General features: G+C 73.5%; 15 protein-coding genes. 6 read left to right on the forward strand and 9 right to left on the reverse strand.

Going from position 1 to position 12,361, the window contains the following annotated elements; all coding sequences use genetic code 11:
- Positions 1-189: hypothetical protein (locus tag Q0L15_RS00695; RefSeq protein WP_296601515.1), on the reverse strand; the 189-nt coding region annotated here is incomplete at its 3' end.
- Between the two features lie 82 nt (positions 190-271).
- Between Q0L15_RS00695 and Q0L15_RS00700 the strand changes: the two genes are divergently transcribed.
- Complete coding sequence (locus Q0L15_RS00700) at positions 272-1,528, forward strand: phosphatidylserine/phosphatidylglycerophosphate/cardiolipin synthase family protein (RefSeq protein ID WP_296601517.1); 1,257 nt, start codon at positions 272-274, stop codon at positions 1,526-1,528.
- A gap of 16 nt (positions 1,529-1,544) precedes the next feature.
- Here the strand turns inward: Q0L15_RS00700 and Q0L15_RS00705 are convergent, their stop codons facing one another.
- From Q0L15_RS00705 to Q0L15_RS00720, 4 genes are all read right to left on the reverse strand, one after another.
- On the reverse strand, positions 1,545-2,498 hold the full coding sequence (locus tag Q0L15_RS00705) for an SCP2 sterol-binding domain-containing protein (protein WP_296601518.1): 954 nt from the start codon (positions 2,496-2,498) through the stop codon (positions 1,545-1,547).
- A gap of 96 nt (positions 2,499-2,594) precedes the next feature.
- Positions 2,595-3,143 (reverse strand): carboxymuconolactone decarboxylase family protein, encoded by a 549-nt coding sequence (locus Q0L15_RS00710; RefSeq protein ID WP_296601519.1) that lies wholly within the window; start codon positions 3,141-3,143, stop codon positions 2,595-2,597.
- On the reverse strand, positions 3,140-4,033 hold the full coding sequence (locus Q0L15_RS00715) for an SDR family oxidoreductase (RefSeq protein ID WP_296601520.1): 894 nt from the start codon (positions 4,031-4,033) through the stop codon (positions 3,140-3,142). The genes Q0L15_RS00710 and Q0L15_RS00715 overlap by 4 nt, the downstream gene beginning before the upstream one ends.
- 63 nt (positions 4,034-4,096) lie before the next feature.
- On the reverse strand, positions 4,097-5,029 hold the full coding sequence (locus Q0L15_RS00720; protein ID WP_296601521.1) for a DNA-3-methyladenine glycosylase 2 family protein: 933 nt from the start codon (positions 5,027-5,029) through the stop codon (positions 4,097-4,099).
- A gap of 63 nt (positions 5,030-5,092) precedes the next feature.
- On the opposite strand from Q0L15_RS00720, the gene Q0L15_RS00725 reads away from it, so the two are divergent.
- Positions 5,093-5,881: an enoyl-CoA hydratase-related protein gene (locus Q0L15_RS00725; RefSeq protein WP_296601522.1), complete on the forward strand. Its 789-nt coding sequence runs from the start codon at positions 5,093-5,095 to the stop codon at positions 5,879-5,881.
- A 3-nt stretch (positions 5,882-5,884) separates the two neighbouring features.
- On the opposite strand, the gene Q0L15_RS00730 is transcribed toward Q0L15_RS00725, so the two are convergent.
- Positions 5,885-6,439, reverse strand: coding sequence for an isochorismatase family protein (locus Q0L15_RS00730; protein ID WP_296601523.1), 555 nt, complete (start codon positions 6,437-6,439; stop codon positions 5,885-5,887).
- 68 nt (positions 6,440-6,507) lie between these two features.
- Between Q0L15_RS00730 and Q0L15_RS00735 the strand changes: the two genes are divergently transcribed.
- On the forward strand, positions 6,508-7,479 hold the full coding sequence (locus Q0L15_RS00735; RefSeq protein WP_296601524.1) for a YafY family protein: 972 nt from the start codon (positions 6,508-6,510) through the stop codon (positions 7,477-7,479).
- Here the strand turns inward: Q0L15_RS00735 and Q0L15_RS00740 are convergent.
- Together Q0L15_RS00740 and Q0L15_RS00745 are read right to left on the reverse strand one after the other, a co-directional pair.
- Complete coding sequence (locus tag Q0L15_RS00740) at positions 7,442-8,434, reverse strand: 5'-3' exonuclease H3TH domain-containing protein (protein WP_296601526.1); 993 nt, start codon at positions 8,432-8,434, stop codon at positions 7,442-7,444. The genes Q0L15_RS00735 and Q0L15_RS00740 overlap by 38 nt on opposite strands.
- Positions 8,431-9,462: an App1 family protein gene (locus Q0L15_RS00745; protein WP_296601528.1), complete on the reverse strand. Its 1,032-nt coding sequence runs from the start codon at positions 9,460-9,462 to the stop codon at positions 8,431-8,433. Before Q0L15_RS00745 ends, Q0L15_RS00740 begins: the two co-directional genes overlap by 4 nt.
- Before the next feature lie 71 nt (positions 9,463-9,533).
- On the opposite strand from Q0L15_RS00745, the gene Q0L15_RS00750 reads away from it, so the two are divergent.
- The 3 genes from Q0L15_RS00750 (at position 9,534) to Q0L15_RS00760 (ending at position 12,050) form a co-directional block, all read left to right on the forward strand.
- Positions 9,534-11,048 (forward strand): ATP-dependent DNA ligase, encoded by a 1,515-nt coding sequence (locus Q0L15_RS00750; protein ID WP_296601529.1) that lies wholly within the window; start codon positions 9,534-9,536, stop codon positions 11,046-11,048.
- A gap of 125 nt (positions 11,049-11,173) precedes the next feature.
- On the forward strand, positions 11,174-11,314 hold the full coding sequence (locus tag Q0L15_RS00755) for an NUDIX domain-containing protein (RefSeq protein ID WP_296601531.1): 141 nt from the start codon (positions 11,174-11,176) through the stop codon (positions 11,312-11,314).
- Positions 11,315-11,366: 52 nt separating this feature from the next.
- Entirely contained in the window at positions 11,367-12,050 is a 684-nt protein-coding gene (locus Q0L15_RS00760; protein WP_296601533.1) for a TetR/AcrR family transcriptional regulator, read from the forward strand.
- On the opposite strand, the gene Q0L15_RS00765 is transcribed toward Q0L15_RS00760, so the two are convergent.
- Positions 12,011-12,286, reverse strand: coding sequence for a hypothetical protein (locus Q0L15_RS00765; RefSeq protein WP_296601534.1), 276 nt, complete (start codon positions 12,284-12,286; stop codon positions 12,011-12,013). The two genes, Q0L15_RS00760 and Q0L15_RS00765, sit on opposite strands and share 40 nt — an antisense overlap.
- Between the last annotated feature and the right edge of the window lie 75 nt (positions 12,287-12,361).

Genomic DNA, 12,361 nt, shown 5'->3' on the forward strand with positions numbered 1-12,361 from the left:
CTCGGCCACCCACGCCACCGTCGCGGTCTTGCCGGTGCCGGTCGCGCCGAGCAGCACGACGTCCTGCACGCCCGCGTTGATGCGCGCGGTGATCTCCTTGATCGCGGCGGGCTGGTCGCCGGAGGGCTGGTAGTCGGAGACCACCTTGAACGGCGCCACCCGGCGTTCGAGATCGGTGACAGGTCGCATGGGTTCGAGCGTAGACGGGCCCACCGACAGCGCCGGGGGCTGTGACCTGTGTGACTTCTGGGGCGACCGCTAGATTGGGCGCGTGAGCAGGCTGGGGAGCGCGGAGCGGGTGCTGACCGTGCTGCGGCGAGTCGTGCTCACGGTGTTCGGCATCCAGCTGGCGATCGCGATCGGGATGTCGCTCGTCGACTCCTACCGCCGGCGCGGCAAGAAGCCCAAGCCGTTCCCGGTCACCGCGCCGACCGAGGTGCCGGTCGGGGACGGCACGCTGACGCCGTACACCTACGGCCAGGACCTCTTCGACGCCATGATCGAGGCGATCGAGGGCGCGCAGCGCCAGATCCTCTTCGAGACCTACATCTGGAAGGGCGACGAGGTCGGCGAGCGGTTCAAGGCCGCCCTCGCCGCGGCCGCGCGCCGGGGCGTGGAGGTCTACTGCATCTACGACGGGTTCGCGAACCTCGTCGTGTCACCGCGGTTCAAGCGGTTCCCGCCCGGCATGAAGGTGCTGCGCTACCCCGTCTACCCCGCCGGGCTGCGGTTCTTCGACCTGCGCCGCTACGGGCGCGACCACCGCAAGATCCTCGTCGTCGACGACGCGGTCGGGTTCGTCGGCGGCTACAACATCGGCTCGGCGTACGCCACCGAGTGGCGCGACACGCACGTGCGGATCACCGGGCCGGGCGTGTGGGACCTCAAGCGCGCCTTCGCGGACTTCTGGAACCTGAACCGGCGGCGCCGGCTGCGCACGAGCGAGCGACCGCTGCTGCTCGAGACCGCCTCGACCTGGGAGCCGCAGATCCGGTTCCACCGCAACGTGCCGTTGCTGTGGATGTTCCCCATCCGCGCGATGTACATCGAGGCGATCAATCGGGCCTCGAAGAACGTGTGGATGACCCAGGCCTACTTCCTGCCCGACCAGGACTTCGTCGACGCGATGAAGGACGCCGCCGAGCGCGGCGTCGACGTGCGCCTGCTGCTCCCCCACAAGTCCAACCACATCGTCGCCGACTGGCTCTCCCGCGGCTACTTCTCCCAGCTGCTCGACGCCGGGGTGCGGATCTTCCGCTTCCGCGACGCGATGGTGCACGCCAAGACCGCGACCATCGACGGCACCTGGTCGACGGTCGGAACGGCGAACATCGACCGGCTCAGCCTGACCGGCAACTACGAGATCAACGTGGAGATCATCGACCCGGCGTTCGCCGCGACGATGGAGGAGATCTACCACACCGACGAGTCCAACTCCCTCGAGCTGACCCACGCCGAGTGGGAGGCGCGCGACCTGCACCGCAAGTTCACCGAGGCGCTGCTCGGGCCCCTGCGTCCGCTCCTCTAGCTCGGGGCGGTCGAGGTCAGAGCGGCTCGGGGATGTCGATCACCGAGGCCAGCTTGAGCGCCTTGGCGCGGTCGCCCTTGACCTTGAGCTGGCCCTTGAGGACCCCGGTGAGCGGGTTGAGGTGGCCGGTCGCGAGCCGGAGGTAGTCGTGGGCCTCGCAGGTCACCGTCGCGTCGCGACGCTCGTCCTCGGCGCCGCCGTCGGGGCCGACGATCTCCACCGTCGCCACGCCGTCACGGACCCTCACGACGAAGCGCTCGGGCTCGCCGGAGGGGTTGCCGAGGAGGCGGAAGCCGATCGCCAGGTCGACCTTCTGGGCGCGCACCGGGTCGACGAAGTCGGGCAAGCGGCGGAAGATCTCGCCCAGCACGACCGGGCGGAACCCGGACGACATGACCTTCTCGAGGTGCTGGCGCGGGGCGTGCTTGAGCGCGGTGGCCACGTCGACCGGGTCGAGCGCGGTCGGGTCGACCGCGACGGCGTCGGCGCCCGGGACCCGGAAGATGCCGCCGACGGCCAGGGCCAGGTCGGCGTCGCCGTCGATGTCGAGCTTGCCGGAGAGGTACTCCAGGCCGGCGTTGCGCTCGCCGCTGACCAGCCGCACGAACCGCAGGATGCTCGTGGTGAGGACGACGTCGACCTCCTCGTCGCCGTCGGGGTCGTCGACGACCTCGATGTCGCCGCCCGTGAAGCGCAGCACGTGCCGCTCGAGCAGGCGTCCGCGCCGCTCGAGGTCGATGCGGACCGTGCCGTGGAGCCGGGCCAGCTGCTCGGGCACGGCGTACTCGTGCAAGCGGTGGAGGATCCCCGAGATCGCCGCCGGCCGGATCTCGTCGCGGCCGATCAGTCCGAGCAGGTCGTCGTCGGACGTGGCCGCGACGGCGGCGACCAACTCCTCGGCGTCGGCCTCGGCGAAGAAGGCGGCCGCCTCGTCGGCGTCGGCGGTGTGCAGGGCCTCGAGGTCAGCCACGGCCGGCCCCGCCCTTCCGCACCGGGACCGGGGTCGCCGACACCGGCTCGTCACCGGTGACGGCCACGCGCAGCCGCCCCTGACGATCCGCGGTCATCATCGGACTGCCTCCCGGAGGGCGTCGGGCTGGACCCGAAGGGTGTTCAAGGTGGTCGCGAGCATCTCATAGTGACCGACCAGCAGCAGGAGCTCGATGCTGAGCCGTACGTCGAGCTCGGCTCGTACGGCGGCCCAGGTCTGGTCGGTGAGGTCGCGGGTGCGGTGCAGCTCGTCGGTGGCCCGGAGGAGCAGCGCCTGCCGGGGCGTCCAGCCAGGGGCCTGCGGGCCGATGGCGACCCGGTCCACGTCGGCCGCCGTGAGGCCGGCGCGCCGCGCCAGCCGCGCGTGCTGGGCGTGCTCGTAGGCCGATCCGGTCAGCGCAGCCACCCGGAGGATGACCAGCTCGGTGTCGCGGCGGGGCAGGCGTCCACCCGGCATCAATCCCCCGGCGAACCACAGCCAGCGCCAGAACAGTCGGCGGTGCCGGCCCAGGGTGAGGAAGATCGCCGGGGGCTCGGTGCCCGTGACCCGCCCGGCCAGTCGGGCGAAGCCGGCGATGAAGGGACCCACGTCGCGCACGCCGCCCGGCGTCACGCGCGCGGTCACCCGACCTGCTCCCGTCGACGGGCTCGGGAGACCGCGGGGAGCGCTCGGTTGGCGCCGCGGTTCAGCAGGGTCATCAGCAGGCTGTAGGCCGGCGGGCACCAGCGCTGCACGGCGTGGACGAGCCGGATGTCGCCGGAGGTGTAGACCCAGTAGCGCCGCCGCAGCATGCCCCGCACGATCGCCTCCGCGGCCCGCTCCGGCGAGACGGCCCGGCGCCGGAAGTGGGCCCGGGCCCGCTCGAACGCCGGGCTCGCGGTGTCGACGCCCGCGATCCGGACGGTCTCGGTGAGCCCGGTGTCGACCCCGCCCGGACAGACCAGGCAGACGTGGATGCCGTGCGGTCGCAGGTCGAAGCGCAGCACCTCCGAGATCCCCCGGAGTCCGAACTTGGTCGCGCTGTAGGCGGCGTGCCACGGCATGCCGATGATCCCGGCGGCCGACGACACGTTGACGATCCAGCCCCCGCGCCCTGCGTCGACCATGGGAGGCACCAGGGTCTCGAGGACGTGCACGGGCCCCATCAGGTTGACGTCCACGAGCCGGCGCCACTGCTCGTGCTCCATCGCCGAGATCGTTCCCCAGACGGCGATGCCCGCGACGTTGAGGACGGCGTCCATGGCGCCCGAGGCGTCCGTGACCCGCGCTGCCAGGGCGCGTACGGCGTCGTAGTCGGCGATGTCGGCCGGCTCGGCGAGCACCACGGTGCTCCCCTCTGCTCGCAACCGGTCGGCGACCTCGGCCAGCCGCGGGCCGTCGACGTCGGTCAGGTGCAGGTGGGCCCCGTGTCGGGCGAGCAGCTCGGCGGTCGCCCGGCCGATGCCGCTCGCGGCACCGGTCACGAAGACGTTCGCGCCCGACAGGTCGCGGCGGTGCCGGTGGGGACGTCTCATGATGGGGTGCAACGCTGGGCTCTCCCGCGGGTTACGTCCGCCGCAGGGCGGCCGCGCTGCTGGTCAGCGACGGGTGACTCGAGCGGGCAGATGGGTGCGCGGCGCCATCCGAGGTCCGTGCCGCTCACGCCGTCCGGCGACGAGCGCGAGCAGCACCGGCACCCGGCCACGGTGGGGGCGCCAGGGCTCGAGGAACTCGGCCATCTCGTCGTCGTCGAACGCCCGCCCCGCCACGGCCCAGCCGACGTCCTTGGCGACGTGGTAGTCACCGAACGAGACCGCGTCGGGGTCGCCATGGGCGCGCTGACGCACCTCGGCGGCGGTCCACACGCCGACGCCGGGCAGGCTCGTCAGGCGGCGCTCGACCTCCGCGCCCGGCAGTCCGGCCGTGCGTTCGAGCGCGTCGGCGACCCGGGCCGCGGTGACCAGCGCGCGCGAGCGTGCGGGGTCGACGTGCATCCGCAGCCACTCCCACGACGGCACCTGCCGGACCGTGGCGGCGGCGGGCTGGACCCAGAGCCGGCGCTCGGCGCCCGGACCGGGCGCGCGCTCGCCGAACCGGTGCACGAGCATCCGGAAACCCGCGAACGCCTCCTGGCCGGTGACCTTCTGCTCGATGATCGCGGGCACCAGCGACTCCATCACCAGACCGGTGCGGCCCAGCCGCCAGTGGGGGTAGCGCCGCCATCCCTCGGCCACGATCGGGTGCAGGTCGGGCTCGAAGCCGGTGACGTCGTCGTCGGCGCCCAGCATCGCCGGGAGGCGGTCGAGCACCCAGTCGGCCCCCGGCCCCCAGGCCTCGGCGTGCACGGCGCCGTCGGCGCGACGGGCCCGCACCGCGAGCGTGACCGGGCCGGCCGGCGTGCGGATGCCGCGCCAGTGGGTGTCGCCGTCGACGCGATAGGTCGGGTCGCCGGCGCCGCGACGGTGGACACCGAGGACCGAGCCGACGGGGCACGGCCAGTCGGGTCGCCACTCCCGCACCTGTCCCGTCACACCCGCGAACCTAACCCACGGCGCCGACATGGAACACGTTCTAGTTCTGGCTACTCTGAGCCCATGACCGCCGCCGCTCCCCTGCTGCAGATCGAGGACCACGCCCGGGTCCGCACGCTCACGCTCCACCGGCCCGAGGCCCTCAACGCGTTCAACGAGGCGCTGTACGACGCCACCACCGACGCGCTGCGCGCCGCTGCCGAGGACCCCGAGGTCGCCGTCGTGCTGCTGACCGGCGCCGGCCGGGGGTTCAGCGCGGGCACCGACCTGCTCGAGATGCACGCCCGGGCCACCGACCCGGCGTTCGTGCCCGGCGAGCACGGTTTCGTCGGCCTGGTCGACGCGCTCGCGGACTTCCCCAAGCCGCTGGTCTGCGCGGTCAACGGGGTCGGCCTCGGGATCGGCACGACGATCCTCGGCTTCGCCGACCTGGCCTTCATGTCGACCACGGCCCGGCTGAAGTGCCCGTTCACCAGCCTCGGGGTCGCTCCGGAGGCGGCGTCGTCGTACCTGCTCCCCCGCCTGGTGGGGCGGCAGGACGCCGCCTGGGTGCTGCTCTCGGCCGAGTGGATCTCGGCGCAGGAGGCGCTCGACATGGGCCTGGTGTGGCGTGTGTGCGAGCCCGACGACCTGCTGGCCGAGGCGCGCCGGCACGCCGAGGTGCTGGCGGCCCGCCCGATCTCCTCGCTGGTCGCGGTGAAGCGCACGATGACCGAGCCCCTGCGCGCCGGCATCGACGCGGCGCGCGAGCGCGAGAACGCCGCCTTCGCCGAGCTGATGGGCGGTCCGGCCAACCTCGAGGCCCTCACCGCCTTCGCCGAGGGCCGCGAGCCGGACTTCACCGGCCTCTGAGGCTCAAGCGAACGTGACCTCGGCGGTCGCCATCACGCCGGCCTCGCGGCCCGGCGCCTTCTGGTAGCTCCAGTACATGTTGGTGTGCTCGATCACGAGGTCGGGCGTCGGGGCGCCGTACGGGCTCAGGTCCTCGGTGGTGTGCGCGTCGGAGACCAGGAACGTGTCGTAGCCGCGGACCAGGGCGCCGTGCAGGGTGGAGCGGATGCACGCGTCGGTCTGCGCGCCGCTGACGACCAGTCGGCCGACACCCTCCGTGGCCAGGACGTCCTCGAGGTCGGTGTCCTCGAAGGAGTCGCCGTAGGTCTTGTGGACGATCGCCTCGCCGTCGGCAGGCACGAGCTCGGGGACGATCCGCCACGGGTCGGAGCCGCGCGGCAGGTTCCCGGGGTCGGAGTGCTGGACCCACACGACGGGGGTCTGCGCCGAGCGCGCGCGGTCGACGAGCGTGGCGATGTTGGCGACCACCTGGTCGCGGTCGTGGGCGGTGCCGACGACGTCGTTCTGGACGTCGACGACGAGCAGGGCGGTGCGGGGTCGGTTCTCGAGGGTGGTCATGGGACGACCGTAGGTGCCAAAGTGGACGTTCTACTTCCTCATCAGGCTACTTCCTCATCAGGAGTGAGATGGCCGCCGACACCAGCCCGACCGCCCGGGCGCTGCTCGCCCTCGAGGCGCTGCAGGACTCCCCCGGCATCACCGCCGAGCGTCTGGGTCGACGGCTCGGAGTCACCTCGCGGGCGGCGCGGCGGTACGTCGAGATCCTGCGCGAGGCCGACATCCCGGTGGAGTCGCTGCGCGGGCCGGACGGCGGCTACCGGCTCGGTCGCGGCGTCCGGCCGCCGCCGCTGCGGTTCGGCTCCGACGAGGCGCTCGGGCTCGTGATGGCGGCGCTCGACGGCCAGCACGACCCGGCCGACGCCGAGGGACCGGTCGGCCGCGCGCTGGGCAAGCTGCTCGGCTCGCTGCCCCGGTCGGTGGCGGCCCAGGCCGAGCGGGTGCGGCGTACGGCGACCTCGGCGCCCTCGCGCGACCCCTCGCGGCCCGCGCCGGCGACGACCGTCGCGCTCGTGGAGGCGTGCGCCGAGCGGCGTCGGGTGCGGCTGGCCTATCGCACCGAGGCCGGCAACGACCGGGACCTGGTGGCCGAGCCGTGGGCGGTGGTGGTGCGCTACGGCCGGTGGTACCTGCTGTGCCACTCGGTCACCTCCGACGCCGTGCGCACCTACCGGGTCGACCGGGTCGCGAGCGTCGAGGCGCTGCCCGAGACGTTCGAGCCGCCCGCGGACCTGGACGCGGTCACCGCCTTGGAGGAGCACCTTGGCGCCGGCTGGGACCACGAGGTGGAGGTCGTCGTCGACGCACCGCTGGCCGTGGTCGCGGCCGCCGTCCCGCGGACGATGGGCCGGCTGGAGGCGCTCGACGAGCACACGACCCTGCTGGTCGGCTCGACCCGCAACGTCACGTCGTACGCCCAGCAGCTGACGATGCTGCCCGGCGCGTTCCGCGTCGAGGTGGGTGACGAGGTGCGGGCCGCGGTCGGGGTGCTGGCCGAGCGGCTCAGCGCAGCAGCCCGGAGCTCGCGGGCGGCTCGGTGAGCACGCGCAGCGCCAGCCGGGTGGTGTCGGGCACGCCGAGGTGACCGACGACCCGCGAGACGCGGTCGTGGTCGAGCGGGAGCAGGCCCGGGCTGCCGGGCACGTCGGGCGTCAGGCCGAGCTCGAGGTCGGTGCGACCGGACATCATCGCGAGGTTGAACTCGAACCGCTCGCGGGCCCCCGGCGCGGTCAGCCGCGACAGCAGCGTGGCGCCGATGCGACGCAACCCGTGCTCCTCGCAGTAGGAGTCGATCGTCGCCACGAGCGTCGCGCCGGCGCAGTGGTCGATGTCCGCCCACACCGCCTGCATCGACCCCATCTGCGAGAGCAGCACAGGCGCGGTCTTCTCGCCGATGCCGGGCACGCCGGGCAGGTTGTCGCTGGTGTCGCCGCGCAGCGCGGCGTACTCGAGGTAGTGCTCGGCGGCGATGCCGTAGAGCGCGTGCAGCCGCGCGGGGTTGAGCAGCGGCGAGCCGTTGATGCCGCCGGTGATCAGCCGCAGCACCTGGGTGTGCTCGCTGATGTGGGCGAACGCGTCGCGGTCGGAGGTGATCAGCACGCACCGCCAGCCGTTGCGCTCGGCCCAGGTGGCCGCGGTGGCGTTGACGTCGTCGGCCTCGAGCCCGTCGGGCGTGACCGTGAGCAGGCCGAGGGCGTCGAGCAGCGCCGCGGCGCGCTCGAGCTGGTCCACGAGGGCCGGGTCCTTCTCGGCACGACCGGCCTTGTAGGCCGGGTAGCGCTGCTCGCGCACCGACGTACGCCGGTCGTCGAGGCCGAACAGCACCGCGTCGGGCGCGAACTGGTCGATGGCCTCGAGGATCTGGCGCAGCATGCCGTGCAACGCCCACGCCGGCCGGCCGCCCTGGTCGCGCAGGCCGGACTCGCGCCGGGCGTGGTGGTTGCGGTGCAGCAGCGACGGCGCGTCGACCGCCAGCAGGAGGCGCCGGTCGCTCACAGCAGCCCGATCGAGGCGGCGTGGCGACGTACGCCGTCGCTATCGTGGGCGACCACGAACGGCACGTCGTGGTCCCAGCTGTCGGCCACCTGCTCGACCCGCCCGTCACCGGGGTCGAGCCGCACCTCGCGGATGTAGACCGCGCGGATGCGTCCGGGGTGGGCGCGCACGATGTCGGCGTAGATCTCGGGGTCGTGCTCGCCGGAGTCGCCGATCAGCACGAACGGCAGCTGCGGGTGCAACGCGAGGACCTCCTCGATGCGCTCGTGCTTGCGCGCGCGGCCGTCGACGGTGCCGACGAGGTCGCGCAGCAGCAGCGGTCCGAGCGGGAAGTCGCGGTGGCGCAGGAACGCGAGCAGGAACGCGTGCAGGTTCCACGGGCTCGAGGAGATGTAGAAGAACGGGTTGGTGTCGGACGCCTGGTCGCTGCCCTCGAGGTCCCGGTAGAGCTCGGCCGCGCCCTCGAACGGAGTCCGCGTGAGCGCCGAGCCCGTGAACGTCTGGCGCAGCATCAGACCGACACGCTGCACGCCGGTCTCGATGATCGTGTCGTCGACGTCGGAGATCACCCCGAACCGCGCACCGGCCGTGGGCACGCGCACCGGCACCGCGGTCCGGAACGGCCCTGGCAGGCCACGGAAGGGCGCCGCCAGCTCCACCGTGCCGCTCACCCACGGGCCGACGAGGTGGCGCGGCGCGAGCTCGATCCGGAAGTAGCCGTCGCGGTCGGTGACGACCTCCCCGGCGGCGTCGCCGACGACCACGCGCAGGGGTACGTCGGGCAGCTCGTCGGTCACGAACGAGCCGAGGGTGCGGCGCAGGGCCGCGCCCGCGCCCTCGCCCTCGACGGCCTCGGACGGCGGGGGGTTGTCGAGCACGCGACCGCGCACCACGACGCCTGCGGCGCCGCCGTGCCCGCCGTACGCGTCGATCCGGAAGTGCTCGGGGGCCCGGCCGGCGCGGCGGCGGCGCCGGAGCCCGTCGACCAGCTCCTCGGCACCGACGAGCGCCTTCTGCCTCCGACCCACGGGACCCAACCTAGTCTCGGCGTCGACGCTGAGGCCCGGCGGCTGTCGGTGCGCCCCTGTTCAATGACAGGGTGCAGCTCGCCGACGTCGTCACCACCTCCGCCACGGTCGCCGCCACGCGGTCGCGCAAGGCCAAGGTCGCGGCGATCGCCGAGCTGCTGACGCGTGCCCGGGGGCCCGAGCTCGAGACCGTGACGGCGTACGTCGGCGGCGCGCTGCGCCAGCGGCGCACCGGGCTCGGCTGGCGCGGCCTGACCTCCCTCCCCGCGCCGGCGTCCGAGCCGTCGCTGACCGTGCTGGAGGTCCACGAGGCGTTCGACCGCATCGCGGGGCTCTCCGGGGCCGGGTCGCAGGCCGCGCGCTCGGCCGCGGTGGCCGAGCTGTTCGGCCGGGCGACGGCCGAGGAGCAGGCCTGGCTGCGGGGTGTGGTGACCGGAGAGGTGCGCCAGGGCGCGCTCGAGTCCCTGGTCCAGGACGGTCTGGCCGCGGCGGCCGAGGTGCCGCTCGCGGCCGTGCGGCGAGCCGCGATGCTGGCCGGGTCGACGGTGGCGGTCGCCCGGGCGGCGTTCTCCGGCGTCGAGGCGCTCGGCGCGATCGGCCTCCACGTGGGCCGGCCGGTGCTGCCGATGCTCGCCTCCAGCGCGCCCGACCTCGCAGCGGCGATGGCCAAGGCCGGCGGCGGGGCGGAGGTGGCCGTCGACACCAAGCTCGACGGCATCCGCATCCAGGTGCACCGCTCGGGCTCCGACGTCGTCGTCGCGACCCGGTCGCTCGAGGACATCACCACGCGGCTGCCCGAGGTGGTGTCCGCGGCGCTCTCGCTGCCCGCGGAGTCCTTCGTGCTCGACGGCGAGGCCCTCGCCCTCACCGCCGAGGGCCGGCCGCGGCCGTTCCAGGAGACCGCCTCGCGCACCGCGATGGGGGACGGCGTGGAGGTCACGCCGTACTTCTTCGACGTCCTGCACCTCGACGGCCACGACCTGCTCGACTCCCCCGCCTCCGAGCGCGCGGCCGCGCTCGAGCGGCTGGTGCCCGAGCACCACCGGGTGCCCCGCGTCGTCACCGCCGACGTCGCCGTCGCCGAGGAGTTCCTCGCCGACGTGCTCCGCTCGGGCCACGAGGGCGTGGTCGTCAAGGGTCTGGCCGCGCCCTACGACGCCGGCCGCCGCGGCGCCTCGTGGGTGAAGGTCAAGCCCGTGCACACCCTCGACCTCGTCGTGCTCGCGGTCGAGTGGGGCTCGGGCCGGCGCCAGGGTTGGCTCTCCAACATCCACCTCGGCGCCCGCGACCCCGCCACTGGCTCCGATCAGCACTTCGTGATGCTCGGCAAGACGTTCAAGGGCATGACCGACGAGATGCTCGCCTGGCAGACCGAGCGCTTCCTCGAGCTGGAGACCTCGCGCTCGTCGTACGTCGTCCACGTCCGCCCCGAGCAGGTCGTCGAGATCGCCTTCGACGGCGTGCAGCGCTCCACGCGCTACCCCGGCGGCGTCGCGCTGCGGTTCGCGCGCGTCGTCCGCTACCGCGACGACAAGCCGGTGACCGAGATCGACACGATCGAGACCGTGCGGTCGTTCCTGGCGTGACGCGAGGGTCGCGTGCCCCAACTACATACACGTGTAGTTAGTTCCGGCGGTCACACTCGACCTCATGGAGAGCATCCAGAGCCGGCGGGTGTTCGAGACCGGTCGACAGCGACCGCAGGCACCTCGTGGAGCAGTACCGCCATCCGGTGCGCGCCCGGTCGTGGGAGTTCCCCTCGGGCAGCACCGACCACGACCTCGACGCCGACCCGCGGGCCGCCGGCGTCCGGGAGCTGCGAGAGGAGACCGGACGGTCCCGCGAGACGTGACGCGCGCGTCACACCCGTGCAACTGCCAGTTGCACGGTCGTACGATGACCCCATGACCAGCACCACCCCGGACACCGACGGCCGCCGATCGGCGGCCGCGGTCAGGCGCCGGGCCCGCGAGAAGGACATCATCGCCGCCACCCGCGCGCTGTTCGACCAGCGCGGCGTGCGCGACGCGCAGATCGAGGACATCGCCAAGGCCGTCGGCATCAACCGCGCCATCGTCTACCGGCACTTCACCGGCAAGGAGGAGCTCTTCGCGCTCACCCTCGTCGGCTACCTCGACGAGCTCCGCGAGGCCCTCGCGGCCGCGGCCGAGACCTCGACCGACCCCCACGAGCGGCTGACGGCGCTCGTCGGGGCGTTCGTGGAGTACGGCGTGGCGCACCCGGCCTTCGTCGACTGCGCCCAGACGCTGATGCGGCGTACCGGGCCCGAGCTCTTCGACGAGATGTCCGAGAGCGCGATGCTGCGCCTGGGACGCGGCATCTCCTCGTGCCTGGCCACGCTGAGCCAGGTGCTCGAGGACGGCGTCGACGCGGGAGCGTTCAAGGTCGAGGACCCGACCCTGCTCGCCAACACGCTCTACGCCAGCGGCCTCGGCGCGCTGCAGCTGGCGCGCGTCGGCATCCTCGTCAAGGAGGCTGCGCCGGGCGTGCCCACCGTGGGCAGCATCAGCCCCGACCAGGTGCGCGACTACCTGGTCGCGTCCGCGTTGGCACTCGCGTCGCGCTGACGGCGCCGACGCAGCCACAGCTCGAGCAGGACGGCGGCCAGCACCCCGAGCAGCAGCGCGCCCGCCGCCCAGCCGAAGCCGGTGAACATGCCCAGGTCGCAGTCGCCCTCGTCGGGGCCGGCGCAGTGGGCGTCGTCCCAGCGCTCGACGCCGTGCTGGAACGCCCACACGACGAGCACCACGCCCCCGACCAGGTAGGCGAGGGCTCGCAGCAGGACCGCGCGTGGCGAGCTCATCGGCCCACCCAACCACAGCCCCCAGCGCGTCGTTCGGACCTCAGATGACGCCCAGGGCGATCATCGCGTCGGCCA

This window comes from Nocardioides sp. (genome assembly GCF_024509035.1).
Lineage (GTDB): Bacteria > Actinomycetota > Actinomycetes > Propionibacteriales > Nocardioidaceae > Nocardioides.